Genomic DNA, 18,207 nt, shown 5'->3' on the forward strand with positions numbered 1-18,207 from the left:
TGATCTAATCCCTAAACCCTAACACCTTTCTCATATTAATCTCCCTTCTCGCCACCACTTTTCTGTCCCAACCTCCGCGGGAATATAGATCGTTGAGTCCATTAGCCGTCAGGTAGTGAGTGATAACATTGATGAAAGCCAGGAAGACTGAACGGAATATCATCGCAGCCAGCAGGGTAAAAATGCTGTAAAAAAGGTATTTCTTTCGGTTGCCCTTGGTGATGATGGGGCGTGAAACCTGCCAAGCAAGAAGACTGTGGGTGATAAAAAGAAAGATAGTCATAACACCTAACGTTTCCTCGGAGACTTCCAAACCCCTCATCACAGTCATTGGAAAAACAAACACCCAAGCAGCGAAGAAAGCAAAAGAAAGGAACTTGAGTTTGGTTTTGCTGTAGGTTGCTGCCTTTTCTCCTTTCTCTGAGATGTCTTTCTCCAGCTTCTGGCGATACATTCCGTCAAGATACTCGACGGCCACGTCCGTGGTGTCCTGTTGAAGTTCGGTTTGTTTTTGGCGCCTGTCTGCCAAGACTTTGAGCGAAGCCATGTTATATCCATCCCCTTCCAAGCCCAAATGAAGTTGGGTAAGAAGAATGCACATGGGATAGTGAAAGTCTTTCGCCTCATCTTCCGGTGAATGCTCTTCAAACTCTTCCGGTGGTGCAAACCATTCTCGGTTGTTGGTAATCATGGCGTGAAGGAACTCTGGCTTCACATAGTGATAGGTTTCTTTTACCAGCCCTTTTTCTTCTTTTAAGCGCATCAGTGATTGCTGTTGCCAGTCCACAACCAAATGGAACTGAGGGTTTGAATCCACATTCGCCGCCACTAAATTCCAGAAAACGACCGCCTCATCAAAATGTTCTTTTTCTAGCAGACGGGAAAGTGCCATAGTGGCGCAAAAATCCCGCGCTTTGGCCTTTTCCATCAGTACTTCTGGCTTTGCTTTTTCAACCAGAAGCGATACCTGCCTGTCGACTACAAGCCGATAAATAAACTGGTCAGGGTATTTCGAAAATGACTCAACACTTTCTGGCAAGTACTCATCTGGCCTAGCTGCAAACGGTAAGATCAGGGAAATCGGCCCTTCTTGCTGAGCCTCCGGTAATGTTGGCAGAGCATCAACAATTGACTGCTTTGGCAAACCTCCTGTGCCGAGGTGTGAAACAAAGAATAACATCCAATCAAATACACTTTCGAAAGGGCTGTTCTGCCAGACACTGCTCAATGCATAACTTGGGTTAGCGCTTCGATAGAAGCAAAGAGAGTCTATGTAAAACGGATAAATGGAACCCTCTCGGATTTCATCAACCACCAGCACTTCAGCTTGTTCCAACTGTCGATACCAGCTGTCTGGCAACAGTGGATGACGGCGAACACATTCAAGCCAATCTTCTTTTGAAAGTGAGCTCAGTTCTTCCATCGTCAACGCTTCCTGAGAAAAGAAAGCGTCGGTTTCGTAGTGGGCGAGTTTTTGTTGAAGTGTTTCTGAGCCACCTTGTTTTTGCATCTCTTCCTGCAAGCATTTCAACACCAAGGTCATCGCGACGCGTTCGCTTTGCGTTTCGGCCAAGCTGAGGGTTTCGATAAGCTCTTGCCTCAATGAGGACATCCAAGCCCAACTGCCAGAATGTGCAGCCCAAATCGCTTTCACAATCAGCGCTGTTCGTCCTTCTGCACCGACAAAATCCAGACGATGGCTTATTGCGCCATTGTTATGACTAACTAATTGACCGTATAGCCAGTTGAACATCAGCTCTTCAGAACTACTTTCCGGCGCTGGGAAGAGTTGACGCTCATTTCGCCAATAGACAGGCGGCAGCGGATTCCACCGTTGGCGCAGACAAGCGAGGCTCATCGCCAACAGCTTGTCATGTTTCAATGCTGCGGAATATTGCAGTTCCGCAGCTTCTGCGCATGCATCAAGAGAGAGTAACTTCTCAGTGACCGAATCTATCGCTTTTTCGTTACCAGTGAGGTTGGCGGTTCCAGCCACAGTTTCCCACTGAGCAACCGTTAAGTTTTCAGCGGGCAGTTGAATAAGTTCAGTCACCAAAGCATCTGAAACTACTGAGGATTTAATTTTTAGCGCCACCAGCGATTTAAGTACACTGATTTTCACATTGAGAAGATCAGGTAGTACAAAGGTCAGTGATTGCTGGAGATGGTACTCCAGAGCATCTAATTGCCCTCGGGCCAGCGCGATGTGAAGAGGACGCAGGAAGCTAAGAATAGCGCGTTGCTCCGGCGCGCTAAACTCAACTAATTCATCTAAGCTGATTGAGAGCGGTAGCTCGCGCCATTCATCCAGAAATTCACCCAGTTCAACCTGTTGTTGCTCCCCGTTGAGTAACAAATTCCAGCTTAATCCATCCCAAAGCACATCAATGATGGAAGGTGGGAGCCACCGGTTTGCCAGCACCACAGTGATCGCGTCGTCGGAAATTTTTTGCTGCTCATCGATTTGGAGCATCTGGCTGGTTTCTGTCCAGGCTTTCCAGTTCGCCAGAACCATGCGCTTTGTAGGGTCCTGAAGCAATTGGTTAAACGCTTCAGTGTGCGGATGTACCTCAGCAGGCTCTTTGGCTTCGGCAGTTTGTACCTGTTCCTGTTGCGCACTTTCTTCAGCGCCGTTTTTAAGCCATTGAAGAATATTCTCATAGGCTTCACGAACCAGCTTGAATCCCTCCGGATCCTCTTCTGGATGGTGTTGGCGAAGTTTAACGCGATAGGCTTTTTTGATGATTGACTCGTCAGCGGTCTGCTCAAGGTTCAGCACTTCCCACATATTCATGCGTTTGCCTCCCCCTCTTCATCGCTCAAAATAGCTCTCAGCGATTCTGGTTGACGAATGTTAGGCAGTTCCACGTTCCAATCCAGCGCTGGGATAGGGCAGTCTGTGTCTTCTTCTAAACATTGATAGAAGCTACTGAACCCAACATAGAAACCGTTGTTGAGTAGGTAACTTATATTGTCACTGTCTTCGTCCTGGTCGTTCATATACTCCCAGTAATTACGACCAAAAATGAAACTCTGGGTATATTGCTCCCAACTGGAGAAGTGCGCTTGAATTTGTCGGCTGAAGTAATTGAGCAAGAAAGCAAATTCTTCCTGCGTGACTTTGCCAGCACAGAAGCCCGCACGTGTCAGAAAAGAACCCCTGCAAAAATCCCAGCCTTTGAATCCCGCCACACCAACGTGACGATATGCCGCATCCAGATAACTCATCTCAGCCTTTGCCACAGGATTTTGCACACGATCGATTCGTTGCTGCCACTCATTAGCGCTCATGCAGGCACGGCGCCCAAATTCACCCGCCCAGACATCACCATGCACCTCGGCCATTGCCAAGCGGTGTATCATTTCATGCCATTCGCGGCGGGTATCAATTCCCCACCAGTCGATAAAATTCTTACCCCACTCTACTGGGTCATCCAGGTCACGTTTTAATGTAGGCAAATCGTAGTCATAATCGCCACGGTTATAACTTATTTGTGGCGAGGTTATCGCCAACCACCATTGGCAATGTGGGAGGGAGGGGTCAAAGTTATTGGAAGTATGCGCCGTCATCCTGAACCTGCTTTTCTGAATCGCTTCATGCAATTAGAACAATATTTCATCAGATTAGGATGACGGTTTGAGGTGCCAAAGTGTAGAGAGGTTGATCAGGTTATTAGACTTTAAACCGCTTTAATCATCTAAATCCTGCTGGTGTCTCACCAAAGTCCCGCTTTCTTAATCTCGTTATAAGCAGACATCACTTCATCCGGGATCGACTGCTCAATCTGGTAGCCTTGTGCTGGATAATCTTTAATTCGTTCGAAGTCACTTACCGTCGCTTCAACAACATGATCAAACGTCAGATCAATATTGGGATATTCCAAAAACGGGATAGGAGGGGAAGTGCAAACAACACTTTGAACTTCATCTGGCCACTGCTTTAGGAACGTTGCGTAAGCTCTCCGTTCCATAAAAGGTTTCTGCACGAGAATAAAACGATGAAACCTCAGCCCTTTCTGTTCTAGAAGGGAGTGTGACAGTGTCACGTTCTCACCCATATTGGTGGCTTCTTTCTCCAGAAGTATTGCCCTGTGAGGAACCCCTTCATCGAGCAGAATTTCAGCGAACGTCTCCGCTTCCGATTTCTCGAAAACTTCTTCAGTGAACCTGCCTTTTCCGCCAGAGACCAATACATAAGGCGCCAAACCTCGGCGGTAAAGTTCAGCTGCATATTCAGCGACTCGTATATCGTTGCTGCACAATACAAACAGGCAGTCTGCGGGCATAACTTCATGCCCCATAAGGTGGAAATTCCAGATGGTTTCAATATGTTTATAAAGGCGTGCAGGCATGTTTAGTATTCCCGATTGGTTTTGTATAGTTACCAATACTCCTAACGCCTTTTCATTTCAAAGCAATGACACGCATTTTCTGAAATTCAGTAGAAGTTGATTAGTTAGCCACCACTTTTGCAGGCTCAAACTCGGCTTCCCATGCAAACGGAGCAAACAGTTCAGGCAAATCAATACTCACACCTAAGCGCGCTGCAAGCAGGTACAAACCACCAATTTTCCGGTGAAGGAAAAGTGCATCTACAGGTGGTGTGTGCCAATACCCTTGCTCGGTGCTAAGTACCATGCCGGCATCATGAATGCGCTTAGCAAGATCGCTGCGACCGAAATCATAGGGCCCGTTATGGCGCAGAGGCTCACAGGCCGTCATCACCAGATTCACCACTGCGCCTTTTTGTTCAGGGAAGATATGTTCGCTGAAAAAGCCGATTTGGGACATGGCGTTCGCCACCCCTTCCCTGTCGTTGTGCATCGCTGACGTCAGCAACTTCTGGTAGCCTTGGCTTATCGTGTCTGAATACAAACGGGTTGCGCCAAAATCCAACAATACAATTTTTCCGGTTTCTCGCTGATACAGATAATTGGCAAAGTTGGGATCTGTCTGAACACGTTGGAAGTCGAATACTTCGCGGAACAACAAGGTAAACAGATTGGAAACCAGCTCGGTTTTCTGCGCATCAGGCAAGTCACCGAGATTTTCAATCTGTTCGCCCTGCTCATAGCTCATGGTCAAGATCGACGACGTGGTCAGCGCATTATTGATTGAAGGCACGACGAATCGATTATCACCTTTCAACAGCTCACCAAACACCTTGGCATGTTCTGCTTCCAGTTGATAATCCGCTTCGGCATAAAGTTGTTTTTTGGCTTCTTCAAGCAGGCTTTTGTAATCGACTTCTTTAGGCACTAGCCCTGTCAGGCGAAGCAGTGTGACGACATTGTCGACATCGCTGCTGATGCTTTTCTTCACACCAGGGTACTGCACCTTCACCGCCCGCTCCGAACCATCGTCGTCATAAGCGAAGTGCACCTGACCAATTGACGCTGCGGCGATAGGCTTAAATTTGAAGGAAAGGAAATGTTTCTGCCAGTCACTGCCCCATTCACTGGCTAGGACTTCAGCAAGTTGCTTGGCGGGCATTGGCGCGGCGTCAGAGCGCAGTCGGGCGAGGATATCTGTGAGTTCTTTGGGTAGGGCATCACCAGTATCCATACTCAATAGTTGACCAACTTTCATTGCCGCTCCCCGAAGCTGGGCAAGTTGGTCGGTAATATTGGAAATGTTCTTAGGGGTCAGCAACAGGTCCTTTGCTTTGGGGCGCTTGCCTGCAATCAATTGCTTGGCACCTTCTGCCGCCATATTGGTCGCTACTTTGGTGACCACAGAGCCAAACATACCGACTCTGCTCACTCGATTGCTAGGCACCTTTTTACCGTCGTCGTACTCAGCCACGATGTGTGTCCTTTTTGTTGTTTTCCCTAAAACCAGTACGAACCGAACAGAGAATCGTTCACCGAGCATATACCTAGGTACAAAAAAACCGCGCTCGTGGGCGCGGTTTTTCGGGGAAGCGAGGGCTTATACCTTCTTCACGAACTCAGACTTCAGCTTCATTGCGCCGATGCCATCGATTTTACAATCGATATCGTGGTCGCTGTCAACCAGACGGATGTTTTTCACTTTGGTACCCACTTTAACAACCAGTGACGATCCTTTCACTTTCAGGTCTTTGATCACAGTCACCGTGTCGCCGTCCTGAAGAACATTGCCGTTAGAGTCTTTAATTACCTTCGTCTCTTCTGTATCAGCAGATGCATCATGAGACCACTCGTGACCACACTCAGGGCATACATACAGAGTGCCGTCTTCATAGGTGTATTCAGAGTTACATTGCGGGCAATTTGGTAAAGACATTGATTGATCACCTCAGTAAAGATGGAGAATACCAGCTGGACTAAATCGTCAGTCCGATTGGTACAAAGAGGCGCTAGTCTAAACGAAACCCACAGCTTCGCATACAGCGAAACGTGATAAGTACACACTTTTTCTAGGCTTAAGATTCTTTAGCACACGACCTAAAACAGCCAGACACAAATCGAGCCATATTAACGCCCACATCTTCGTAACCGACCAAACAACTCTCTTACATTTAAATGCACTGGATCACATTTCTGGAAAATGTTAATTCGTCACAATAAATTCATTACAACTATGAATTTACAATCGTTAGGGCTGCAGCCCTTTGTCTGCCTAGCCAGACAGCACACTCTGCTTTTCTGCTAACATAAATGCAATATATTGAGTATTTTTATCATCAATAAAATATGAAATCAGTTGCTAATATGAATCTGTAACAAAGCCCTTCATTTTAATTAGTTAGGTCTTAGGGAGATAAACATGAACGCGCTGTCCATCCGGCAACGTTTATCGTTGATCATTGTGATTGCTCTGCTGTCTTTGGTTTCAGTCACTACTATCTCGTTAATTTTTAAACGAGACAACATGCTCGAGGAAAGGAAAAACCAGATTCAGGTGCTGGTTGAAACCGCAGAGAGTCTGGTCACCCGTCTCTACCAACAATCCCAAGCCGGGGATATTTCGGTTCAGGAAGCCCAGAAGCGTGCCATTACTGCTTTGGATGCAATGCGATACGGCACCAATGGTTACTTCATGATTTACGACATGAACGCCACTATGGTGCACCACCCTATTACCAGTAGTCTGATTGGTAAAGATCTCGCCAGCCTACAGGACGTGAACGGCGTTTACATTATTTTGGAACAAGTGAATAAGGCGAAAAGCGGCGGTGGTTTCGTCACTTATCACTGGAAAAAAACGGGGGCTGATGAGACCCCATATCCAAAAATTGCCTACTCCCTGCCTTTCCAACCCTGGGGTTGGGTGTTAAACACAGGACTTTACGTCGATGATGTCGAGGCCGTTTTCTATCAGGATGTACGTAAGATGCTGCTGATAGTCGCTGCTGTATCGCTTGTCCTATTAGCGATTTCCTACACGATAGCCAGAAGCATCACCACACCTTTAAGTAAGTTAAAGAGTCTACTTCAAACTGCAGAGCAAAATCTGGACTTGACCGTCCGCTCACGCTTGAAAGGGAAAAACGAAATCACAGACCTTGGTCGTGCGTTCAATAGCCTGATGAGTGCTTTTGAAGAAACTCTGACAGGAATAGCGCAAGGCGCAACGCAACTAAATAGCGAAGTGTCCAAGTTGGAAAACCTCTCCAATCACATCGTTGGTGCCTCCACCCAACAGTCTGAAGATACCGGAAGTATTGCGGCTTTGGTGGAAGAGTTTGCGGCCAGCATTAATACCATTTCCCATGATGCTGACAAGATGAAGTCGCTATCTAATGAAAATGGTGCGCAAGCGCAGCAAGGTGCGAATACCATGCAGTTAACCATCAGCAACATGGACCAGATGTCTGAGAAGTCGCAGCGTTCAAGTTCTGCCGTCGCTGAGCTCGACCAACACTCGAAAGAAATTGAAGGCATAATCAGCGTGATTAACGATGTTGCAGAACAAACAAACCTACTTGCCTTGAATGCGGCGATTGAAGCAGCGCGCGCTGGTGATCAAGGGCGAGGCTTTGCCGTTGTGGCTGACGAAGTGCGTAACCTCGCAGTTCGCACTTCCGACTCCACCAAGCAAATTGCTTCCACAATTCAGGAACTTCGCACCGGAATTGAAGCGACTGTCAACCATATCGAGGACAGCGTATCCGTGGTAAGTGACAATATGTCTCAGACACACAGTGCCGAGCAATCTGTCCGTGAAATGCATCAGAAATCGATGGACCTTATCAACATCATTGAAGAAGTGTCACGTTCACTGCACGAACAGACTATCGCCAATCAAGAACTCGCTCGCCGTATTCAGGGTATTGCCGATATGGCAGCTAATAATCACGAATCTGCTGAAAATGTTCAGGGCTCAGCACGACAAGTTAATAATCTAGTCGGAAAATTCAGAAGCTCAGTTGGAAGATTTAAAGTGTCTAACGCTCTTTAAATTGTCCCTTCGCCACCCACTTCCCCCTGCTCGCCCACTGCCGGGTAAGAGAACGAATAAAGCTCCTTTTTGGGGTTTTATTCGTTTTACGTCAGTGTTGTCTGCTGAAAAATAATCTCTTCGTCTCTAAAAATGCACATAAACACCATGATGACACGCGATAAGATAAGGCATATCTATTCACCCAATCCAATATAACCAAGCAATGCTTTGGTTTTATTGGGCACCATTTTTCAGGAGTTTATGCAGTGCTCAACATGCAAAGAATGTCGCAGTTCCAGATATTCGCAATGAGCTTTCGTGAAGCAGTATTGGCACTTTTACCCTATATGTTTCTTCGTTCTCTCTGGATTGTTTTCTATATATTCAACCAACAGGTTGGTATATTGGACATGGAAACCGCGGACACTCTGTCTAGAATGTTCGACTTAAGTTTCCCGCCACTCCTAGCAATGTCTTTGGCCTCACACCTAGCACTTGGTTTTTCTTATGAGCGGGTCCACGCGACTATTCTGACCGTGCTCCTTTTCTTCAAATTTTCAGGCTTTGTTCGACTTGGCGAACAGGGATTAGAACTCAGTGATAAATTTGTTTTGCCACAGGCTATCGCTATACCGATATTTGTCTGCTTTATGTATATCCTACTCAACAAATATCTAAGAATCACCGTCGATCCGAAGGGCGTTTTAAACCGATCGCTGACACGTAATGTCGATGCGACACTGCCTTACATCATCATCTATATCGTCGCGGTACTCTTGGTTCCAAAACTGCACCTGATCACTTTTTCTCCATTTGTGGAGTGGGTTGCCAGCCTTCCGATGCAGTTACAGGCTTTCTCATACACCTTGTTTATCCATCTTTTTTGGATTACGGGAATTCATGGTGCGGCCGCTTTTTACACCTTTTTCGATACACAGTTCGTCTCAGATATTTATGTTTCTAACATCCCATTTACCAACTTTTTCGACCTTTTCGTTGTTTATGGTGGTTCTGGTAGTACTTGGTCTCTCATATTTGCGTTACTGTTATTTTCAAAAAATTCACACGGAAGAGCTGTCGCAAAGATTTCCATTCCATTTGCGGTGATGAACATTAATGAAATCCTGCTTTTTGGCTTACCTGTAATATATAATCCGGCGCTCGCTATTCCATTCGTGATCGTTCCGCTACTGAACCATATATTAGGTTTTGCTTTTCTTTCTTTAATACCGGTAGAGATTATAAACGAGCCAATTTCGTGGGTAACACCGATACTGATGAACTCCTGGCTTATTACGGGAGGAGATGTCATTGCGTTATTTTTGCAAATTGCCCTTATCTCTCTCGGAGTCGCCATCTATCGCCCCTTTATTAGGTATTTTGAAGATAGGAGTAATGAGGGAATGAGAGATACACTAATGCGTAAATTACGCCTAAATTCCAATGTACTCTCATCATCTGACGTGTTGCTTAATGAAGCCCAACTAAAATTTGATAAAAAGCTCGATAAAGTTAATACGCACATGAAACGGCTGATTGAGGGTGAATTGGTTTTGTTCTATCAACCGCAATACAACCTAAAAACAGGTCAATTAATAGGTATGGAAGCCTTGCTTCGGCTGAAAACGGGTGACCATTTTTTCGGACCATCATTTTTGAACGACTTTAATGATGCTGGATTAAGCCTACCCATAGACCGCTGGGTGCTGGATCAACTCAGTTTCGACTTAAAAGACTGGAAGGAACGAGGGATATTAACGCATAAGGTCAGTATGAATATAACAGTGGATGCGCTTTTGGACAGTGACTACATCACATTATTCATTACACATTTAAAAGGTTTACCTGTCGTAGTTGAAGTCACTGAGTCCAGCTACATAAAGAACCAAAGAGAAGCACAAAAGGCAATAAACAGACTAAGAAAAGAAGGTTTCAGTGTGGCCATCGACGATTTTGGTTCTGGCTACTCTAGCCTCTCAATGCTGGCTAGCCTCAGTGCCGATTTCGTGAAATTGGATCGGCAGTTTCTGGAAAACACTTCCAGCGAATCTGGGCAAGTACTTTACCGACACATCAGCCAGGCACTGGAGGAGATGCACTACACTGTAATTGCAGAGGGTGTCGAGAATGACACGGAGATTTCATTGGTCTTGGCGTGCAATATCGACATTGCCCAAGGATATTTCTATCACAAGGCACTGAGTAAGTCAGATATTGAAAAGCTCTTTTAGTTTCGACCCTAGGGGCTGTTTACCTTTGGTGGTGATTTTTGCAGCAGTTTGTGGAGATTTTATGCAAGGCAGAGGCTTCGATATGTAGCTGGCCTACATGAGAAGCTGATAACGCAGCAGAAATTCCCCACAAACGCTGCCCGAAGGGTTCGACTGCGCGTCCCGTACTCTAAGCGTTTTATGCTTTGTTGAGGTGTATTTGCTTAGAATAACTAGGCGGCACACACCTCGCCGCGCATAAAACGCTTAGGGCTAGAACGAAATTTAACCAGCAAAGGTCAACAGCCCCTAGTGCATTGACTATGAAATGAGGGATTCCCGCAAGCAGATAACATAATGGGGGGAATTCCCCACCCCGGCCGACCAAGACGCAGAATTTCCGCTGTAAGACGTTGTTAAGCTTTTTATACCAAACAACACAAGGATGCACTTCAATGCCGCTTATCTCAGGAAATCTTAGTCATTTTGCTAACCCAAAATCTGACCCTTCAACTTGTTACTCCGACCGGCAAAAAGAAGTTCTGAGTGTTAGCGCTGCACAAAGTGCCATCTCCGACATTACCAAGTGGCCCGAATATGAAGCAACACCACTTCTGAGTCTTTTTGATTTAGCCCGTGCCAGTAATCTAGGTAAAATCTGGTACAAAGACGAATCAAAACGGTTTGCGCTGAAAAGTTTCAAAGCACTCGGGGGCGCATTCGCCGTTGCCCGCCAACTTCAGGCCATTATTTCTCAGCGACATGGTCAAACGCCAACCATCTCCGAGTTACTTTCCGGCGAGTGGAAATCACAAGCCAATGAAATCGTGGTGACCTGTGCCACTGATGGTAACCACGGCCGCTCTGTCGCATGGGGTGCTCAGATGTTCGGCTGCGGCTGCGTGATTTATATTCACCGTGATGTGTCTGAAGGACGCAGGCAAGCTATGGAATCATTCGGGGCTGACGTCGTAAGAATCACCGGAAATTACGACGACTCCATTAAAATTGCAGACGCTGAAGCAAAAAAGTATGGCCGTGTCATTGTTTCCGATACCTCATATGAAGGCTACATGGAAATCCCCAAAGATGTGGCCCTTGGCTACACCGTTATGTTGTCAGAGATCGTCTCTCAGATGGAAGGTGAAATACCTACCCATGTTTTTGTTCAAGGAGGTGTCGGGGGCTTGGCTTCTGCAGTATGTGGTTACTTCTGGGACCTTTGGGGACATAAAAGACCAAGATTCATCATCGTAGAACCTGAGCAAGCAAACTGTCTTCAACTCAGTGCAAAAGCCGGACAGCCCGTTGTGGTTGAGGGAGAACTGGAAACACTGATGGCTGGCTTAGCATGTGGTGAAGTGTCAGAACTCGCCTGGAGGATTCTCAGCAATGGTGCCGATGATTTTATGACACTGTCAGAGGACGCTATCCCAGCCACAATGAAAATGCTGGCCAAAGGTTTTGAAGGAGATCCAGCCATTGAAGCCGGTGAGTCCGCTGTTCCCGGTCTGGCTGCCGCGATTATCGCGCGATCTCTTCCCTTCTTCTCGGAGGCTCTTTCCCTTGACGAGAACAGTCGTGTGTTGGTTTTTGGCACGGAAGGTGCGACTGACCCAGAGCTGTATAAACAACTTGTCGGCTAACGTTTCGTTACCACATTGAGGGCAGCACAGATGATTGACTGCCCTCCTTTTTCCAAAGCAGTGTCCCTTCTTACGACTCGTCAATAGGAACGGTCAGCCCTGTTTTTACCCTGTCCATCACTACATTGGTATGGAAGCTTTTGATGTTCACATTGTCGAAAAAGGCCTCTCGTGTGAAGACGTCGTACTCCTCCATATCAGCCGCGGTCACAATCAAAATAAAATCCGAGCTGCCAGTCACGTAATAGCACTGCTGTACTGACTTGTTAGCCTTCATTTCCTTCTTGAAGTTATGCATCAGATCCACCCTTTCTCTTTCAAGAGTGACTTGCACAACAAACGTCATCGCTTTCCCTATGGCTTTAGGATCAATAACAGATACATCAGCTTTGATGATTTTCTGTTCCCGTAACTTTTTTAATCTTCTCTGAACCGCCGCAGGAGACAGACCCACCATGTCGGCAATTTGATCAGATGTCGCCCGATTGGAGTCCTGCATAATATTGAGAATTTTCCGGTCAAAACTGTCGATAGAAAACGTTGATGAGCGTCCCATGCTCTTTTACTCCCTGTCTATGTTGATTTCACTCGCTATCAAGAAAAGCTAGCAACCCGAAGCCTGATTATCCGCTTTGAAGGCGCATTTTCCTCATTAACTTAAATCTCACTATAGACCACAAAAATTGCGGATTTCCCTCGTTAAAAGCTTCGTTATTTTGGTTTTTCTTCAATGTCGTCGCGAGAAGATGGTGTTGTTAACGAAATGTCATCAATACAAATGAGGTAGTAATGAAAGCCGTAGCCCTCTCGCCACAATACAGTTTGAGCCATCTGGCACCCGGTGGGCGTGTTGGGGTTATCGCACTGGCGACGGATTTCAATATTGAGTACGAGCTTGCGAAACTTCTTCCTGAAGATATTCGTGCTTTTACCAGTCGGGTAAAAAACATCAATCCACTGACTATTGAAAACCTAAAAACCATGGCGCCGGATATTACGCGTGCTGCGGATTGTATTCTGCCAGGCACAGATCTCGATGTGATTATCTATGCATGCACCTCAGGCACGATTGCCATTGGCGATCATCAGATTAGAGAATTAATCCATTTAGCGCGCCCCGATGCCTTGGTGACAAATCCTGTCAGTGCATCTCTGGCTGCCTTCAATAGTTTGGGCGCTAAAAATATCTCTATCCTGACACCCTACACAGAGGCGGTGAACAGGGAACTGGCTTCATTTTTTGAAACCCAAGGCTTGGAGGTTATTAACATTGCCGGCTTTGACTTTGAGGACGATACCGCAATGACGTTTATCTCTCCTGAAGATATAGCTCAAGCCGCCATAACGATTTGTGACCCGGAGGCCGATGCGCTGTTTATATCTTGTACGGCACTGCGCGCCGCTGAGGTAGTATCGCGTATTGAAGCAGTCATCGAAAAGCCTGTGGTCACCAGCAACCTTGCCCTAGTTTGGCATACGATGACGCTTTTGAATGACAAAACGCCAATAAATGGATATGGCGTGCTTCTGGAAACGCCATACTCAATAAGCGATTCAAATTAGCGCCATCTGGGATCTAACACGGCGCCAATCACAAGAGACAGTCAAAAAGAGACATTCAACCCAGAGCTAAGGAGAGCTTCAAAACTATGTCCAACCTGCCCCAACAACTGATCAGCGATATGGTTGCATGGCGACACCACCTACACCGATTTCCTGAGTGTGGTTTCGACGTCAATCTTACTGCTGATTTCATCGCGGATAAGCTAAAGAGCTTTGGCATTGAGGTGGTCCGTAACATCGGACAAACTGGCTTGGTTGGCATACTCCGAAATGGCACCAGCGATGCCAGCATCGGCTTACGTGCAGACATGGACGCTTTGTTCATTCATGAGCAAAACGAGTTTGATCATGCCTCTCAGCACGAGGGACAAATGCATGCCTGTGGGCATGACGGTCACTCGGCGATGTTGCTTGGCGCGGCGAGTTATCTGGCAGCCAATCCAGACTTTGATGGCACGGTGTATTTCATTTTTCAGCCAGACGAAGAGCATGGATGTGGCGCTCAGGCGATGATTGATGACGGGTTGTTTGAACGCTTTGCCATTGACGAAGTTTATGGCATTCACAATTTTCCCGGCTTGGCAGAAGGTGAACTCATGGTTAGGCCAGGTTCACTCATGGCCAGCGAAAGCGGATTCGAAATCAACATCGAAGGCGTTGGTGGTCATGCTGCCCTTCCTCATCAAGGTGTTGATCCGCTTGTCACCGGTGCGCAAGTCATTCTTGCGTTACAAACTATCGTATCCCGCAACCTCAGCGCCATCAGTGAAACGGCTGTGATTTCAGCAACAGAATTTATTACTGATGGCACCATTAATGTGATCCCCGGAAAGGTCACTATCAAAGGCGATTGTCGCTGTTTCACAGAGAAAACGCTGGAACACATCGAGCAGCGAATGAAACAAATCGTTGCCGGCATTTGTGAAGCAGCAGGCGCAAACCATACCTTTCAATTCACCAATACCTTTTATCCTACCGTCAATTCACCACAGCAAACGGCCTATGCGGTGGAGGCAGCGGAAAAAGTGCTTGGCAAAGGCAAGGTCAATGCGAGTTGCGAGCCACTGACAATCTCAGAAGATTTCTCCAGCATGCTGAGAGTCAAACCCGGTTGCTACGTGCTGTTGGGAAATGGCACAGAATCGGTAGGAGGCTGCGCCCTCCACAACCCTAAGTACGACTTCAATGACAGCATCCTGCCTTTGGGTGCCCGTTATTGGATCCAACTGGTCAAAGACCGACTTGGTAGGCCCAATGGCTGACCTCTCATAAGCGACTCCCGCTCTTCATAGGGCACAGATCCAAAAGCACAAAAGCCGCAAGTGGAATCGCCATCTTGCGAGGGACAGTGCTGTCTGAATTTCGACATACGAGGAATGTAAGGATGAAGCAATTTGGCATTATGTTATTGAGTCTTGGCATGATTTTCAGTGCTCAGGCAGAAACGTGGAAGTTTGCGTCTGAAGAGGACAAAACCGACGTGCAAGACATCTACGCGCAAAAGTTCGCGGAGGTGATCAAGAAAGAGTCTGACGGAGACATACGCGTCCGTATTTACTATTACGGTCAACTCGGCACTGAGAATGACATCGTTGAGCTGGCAGCCAAGGGGACCATTCAGTTCGTGTCTGTGGGTTCGGGGCACCTTGGTTCCTATGTCCCAGAAGTTCAAGCAGTCAGCCTTCCCTACGTATTAGGTACGGATGAGGCGGTGACCCATAAAGTACTGACAGGAAGCCCGACCATTTATGAAAACCTCGCCGCTAAGTTTGAGAACGTCAACCTGAAGCTGCTTTCAATGATGTCTGAAGGTGAAATGGTTTGGGGTGCTAACAAAGCCATTCGCACTCCGGAAGATTTTGCCGATCAAAAGATCCGTACCTTCACTTCAACCATCCCGGTTGAAACCTACAAGACATTTGGGGCAACACCAACCCCATTGTCTTGGGGCGAAGTCTATGGTTCTCTTCAACTGAAAACCATAGATGGCATGGTCAACCCTATCTACTTCATCTATAACGCAAAATGGCATGAAGTACAGGATTACCTAATGTTTCCGGGACAACAGCCTTACGTCAGCACGGTTTCCACCAACAGCAAATGGTTCAGTGAACTCGCACCAGAAAAACAAGCCATGGTGAGAAAAGCGATCAAAGAGGCCGACAAAGCCGCTTATGACTATCAGCTGCGAATCAACCAAGAGAACCTCGACAAAATTATGGCCGAACGTCCGAATATGCAGGTCGTGATGCTCAATGAGGAAGAGCGCGAGAGATTTAAGCAGCTGAGCAAAAACTTGCATGAAACTTACTTCGACGTTGTCGCAAATGCCTATCCCGCCGAAGAACAAGCTGCGGCTAAGAAAGAGGCGAAAGCCATTCTCGAAAGTCTGATTCAGGAAGTCAAAGTCGCGGCTTCACAACAGTAATCGGTTGCCTTCAGGGAGCACTGTGATGCGCTCTTTGAAGGCACATTTGCCTTTCTCTGAGGCAAGCAGACAAGATGTGGGACGTTTTATGAAACATCTGCTGAAGAAAATCAGTGCGTTTACTGAGCAGTTGGAGCGGGTTCTAATTATCAGCGGCATCATTGCCATGATGGTAAATTCCACCGCCAACGCTATTGGACGGTACGCGTTTAATAAAAGTATTTTCTTTTCCGAAGAGCTTAATCAATTCCTGATTGTCGGCGTGACATTCATCGGCTTTGCCTATGCTGTTCGGAAAGGACGTAACATCAGAATGACCGCGCTTTATGACGCGCTTGGCTACAAAGCCAGAAAGGTTCTAACGACTATCATCGCTCTTTTTACTGCCCTTCTGCTGTTCTACCTCGCGTACCTGTCTGTGTTTTATGTTGCTGAACTTAAGAGCATTAACAGGCTCAGCCCTGCGCTGCAATTTCCGGTGTATTACATCTACGTCATTATTCCGATTGGATTCGCGATGGCCGGTCTTCAGTACGCCATGAGTTTTGCCATGAACCTCCTTCACCCGGAAATCTACGTTTCTTTGGATGTCACTGAGGAAGAAGAAAAAGACAGTATGGGAGCACTCTAATGAATGACATCATCCAATTCTTATCTGACATCGTCGCGGGTGAACTCGATATTTATGTCATCACATTCACGCTTGTTTCCGTGATGATTGTGCTGCTTTTCCTAAGCTTCCCGATGGTTGTGCCACTGGCAATCGGCGCCTTAATTGGCCTGCTTCACTTTTCGCTCGTCGATCCTGAAGTGCTGATCCAGCAGATGGTGACAGGGATTTCCCCCAACGCACTTATCGCCGTGCCTATGTTCATCTTCGCTGCAGATATTATGACCCGCGGCCACACTGCCAATAATCTGCTCGGTCTGATTCAGGCTTTTGTAGGCCACTTAAAAGGCGGCTTGCCGATTACCACCTGCATCAGTTGTACATTATTTGGTTCTGTCTCTGGCTCTACACAGGCGACCGTGGTATCCGTGGGACAAATCATGCGGCCTAAATTGCTGCAGGCTGGCTATAAAGACAGCTTTGTAATGGCTCTTATCATCAACGCCAGCGACATTGCTTTTCTGATCCCGCCCAGTATCGGTTTGATTCTGTATGGCACGCTTGCCAATGCCAGTGTCGGAGAACTCTTCATAGCGGGCATTGGGCCTGGAATTGTGCTCACTATCTTCTTTGCTACTTACAGCTACGTTTATAGCCGCAAACATGCAGACAGCATTAGTTTGGTTGAAGAAACCAACCGCGAAGAAAAGATGGAAGCCATTAGAAAATCGATTCTTCCTTTAGGCTTCCCTGCACTGATCATTGGCGGAATCTATTCAGGTATTGTCACACCAACAGAAGCGGCATCCTTCGCCGTGCTCTACGCTATTGTCGTTGAGTGTGTGTTTTATCGAATTTTAGGTACCAAGGATGTACTTGATGCTGCATTAAGCACGGGCCTCATTACCGCGGTCGTATTTGTTTTGGTTGGGGTTGGACAGGCTTTTTCCTGGTACATCTCGTTCGAACAAATTCCTCAGGACTTGCTGGCTCCGTTAGATCTCAGCAGCGCTTCTCATGAATACATTCTGTTTGTTATCGCACTGGCTTTTTTCGTCGGCTGTATGTTTGTCGACTCTCTGGTGGTATTGCTGATCCTGACACCTATATTTGCGCCCATTGTTGATGCCGCGGGGCTGGACCCCGTCCACGTAGGTGTGCTTATCACCCTGCAAATGGCGATTGGCTCTGCGACGCCTCCTTTCGGTTGCGACATCTTCACCGCCATCGCGATTTTTCAGCGGCCGTATCTTGAGGTTATTCGCGGCACTTTGCCCTTCTTCCTCATTTTGTTGGTGATGTCAGCATTGCTTATTTTCCTGCCGGATATTGCACTTTTGCCGAGAGACATACTATTCAGTAAATAACATTTTCTAATCAAGG

Annotated in this window: 14 protein-coding genes; 8 read left to right on the forward strand and 6 right to left on the reverse strand. The window is 46.8% G+C overall.

Going from position 1 to position 18,207, the window contains the following annotated elements:
- Positions 1-4: 4 nt before the first annotated feature.
- The 5 genes from VP504_RS25395 to VP504_RS25415 form a co-directional block, all read right to left on the reverse strand.
- Positions 5-2,794, reverse strand: a complete 2,790-nt coding sequence (locus tag VP504_RS25395) for a DnaJ domain-containing protein (RefSeq protein ID WP_325894775.1) — start codon at positions 2,792-2,794, stop codon at positions 5-7.
- Positions 2,791-3,570 carry a DUF1266 domain-containing protein gene (locus tag VP504_RS25400; RefSeq protein ID WP_325894776.1) on the reverse strand — a complete coding sequence of 260 codons (780 nt, stop codon included), beginning with the start codon at positions 3,568-3,570 and terminating at the stop codon, positions 2,791-2,793. Before VP504_RS25400 ends, VP504_RS25395 begins: the two co-directional genes overlap by 4 nt.
- A gap of 146 nt (positions 3,571-3,716) precedes the next feature.
- Positions 3,717-4,352, reverse strand: coding sequence for a YdcF family protein (locus VP504_RS25405; protein ID WP_325894777.1), 636 nt, complete (start codon positions 4,350-4,352; stop codon positions 3,717-3,719).
- A gap of 100 nt (positions 4,353-4,452) precedes the next feature.
- Positions 4,453-5,805 carry an ABC1 kinase family protein gene (locus tag VP504_RS25410; RefSeq protein WP_325894778.1) on the reverse strand — a complete coding sequence of 451 codons (1,353 nt, stop codon included), beginning with the start codon at positions 5,803-5,805 and terminating at the stop codon, positions 4,453-4,455.
- Between the two features lie 126 nt (positions 5,806-5,931).
- Positions 5,932-6,267 carry a zinc ribbon domain-containing protein YjdM gene (locus tag VP504_RS25415; RefSeq protein WP_325894779.1) on the reverse strand — a complete coding sequence of 112 codons (336 nt, stop codon included), beginning with the start codon at positions 6,265-6,267 and terminating at the stop codon, positions 5,932-5,934.
- A 483-nt stretch (positions 6,268-6,750) separates the two neighbouring features.
- Here VP504_RS25415 and VP504_RS25420 point away from each other — a divergent pair, with 483 nt between their 5' ends.
- The 3 genes from VP504_RS25420 (at position 6,751) to VP504_RS25430 (ending at position 12,223) form a co-directional block, all read left to right on the forward strand.
- Positions 6,751-8,385 carry a methyl-accepting chemotaxis protein gene (locus VP504_RS25420; protein WP_325894780.1) on the forward strand — a complete coding sequence of 545 codons (1,635 nt, stop codon included), beginning with the start codon at positions 6,751-6,753 and terminating at the stop codon, positions 8,383-8,385.
- Between the two features lie 257 nt (positions 8,386-8,642).
- Positions 8,643-10,598 (forward strand): EAL domain-containing protein, encoded by a 1,956-nt coding sequence (locus VP504_RS25425; RefSeq protein WP_325895441.1) that lies wholly within the window; start codon positions 8,643-8,645, stop codon positions 10,596-10,598.
- A gap of 434 nt (positions 10,599-11,032) precedes the next feature.
- Entirely contained in the window at positions 11,033-12,223 is a 1,191-nt protein-coding gene (locus tag VP504_RS25430) for a diaminopropionate ammonia-lyase (protein WP_325894781.1), read from the forward strand.
- Between the two features lie 70 nt (positions 12,224-12,293).
- On the opposite strand, the gene VP504_RS25435 is transcribed toward VP504_RS25430, so the two are convergent.
- On the reverse strand, positions 12,294-12,779 hold the full coding sequence (locus tag VP504_RS25435) for an Lrp/AsnC family transcriptional regulator (protein WP_062711616.1): 486 nt from the start codon (positions 12,777-12,779) through the stop codon (positions 12,294-12,296).
- A gap of 233 nt (positions 12,780-13,012) precedes the next feature.
- Between VP504_RS25435 and VP504_RS25440 the strand changes: the two genes are divergently transcribed.
- The 5 genes from VP504_RS25440 (at position 13,013) to VP504_RS25460 (ending at position 18,191) form a co-directional block, all read left to right on the forward strand.
- The gene (locus VP504_RS25440; protein WP_325894782.1) at positions 13,013-13,786 is read left to right on the forward strand and encodes a maleate cis-trans isomerase family protein; all 774 of its coding nucleotides are present in this window, start codon (positions 13,013-13,015) and stop codon (positions 13,784-13,786) included.
- Positions 13,787-13,872: 86 nt separating this feature from the next.
- Positions 13,873-15,048 carry a M20 aminoacylase family protein gene (locus VP504_RS25445; protein WP_325894783.1) on the forward strand — a complete coding sequence of 392 codons (1,176 nt, stop codon included), beginning with the start codon at positions 13,873-13,875 and terminating at the stop codon, positions 15,046-15,048.
- 122 nt (positions 15,049-15,170) lie between these two features.
- On the forward strand, positions 15,171-16,214 hold the full coding sequence (locus tag VP504_RS25450; protein ID WP_325894784.1) for a TRAP transporter substrate-binding protein: 1,044 nt from the start codon (positions 15,171-15,173) through the stop codon (positions 16,212-16,214).
- An 88-nt stretch (positions 16,215-16,302) separates the two neighbouring features.
- Positions 16,303-16,845 carry a TRAP transporter small permease gene (locus VP504_RS25455; protein WP_325895442.1) on the forward strand — a complete coding sequence of 181 codons (543 nt, stop codon included), beginning with the start codon at positions 16,303-16,305 and terminating at the stop codon, positions 16,843-16,845.
- A complete protein-coding gene (locus VP504_RS25460) occupies positions 16,845-18,191 on the forward strand; it encodes a TRAP transporter large permease (RefSeq protein WP_325894785.1) in 1,347 nt (448 codons plus the stop codon). The genes VP504_RS25455 and VP504_RS25460 overlap by 1 nt, the downstream gene beginning before the upstream one ends.
- Positions 18,192-18,207: the final 16 nt, after the last annotated feature.

It is taken from the genome of Grimontia sp. NTOU-MAR1 (assembly GCF_035758505.1).
Lineage (GTDB): Bacteria > Pseudomonadota > Gammaproteobacteria > Enterobacterales > Vibrionaceae > Enterovibrio > Enterovibrio marinus.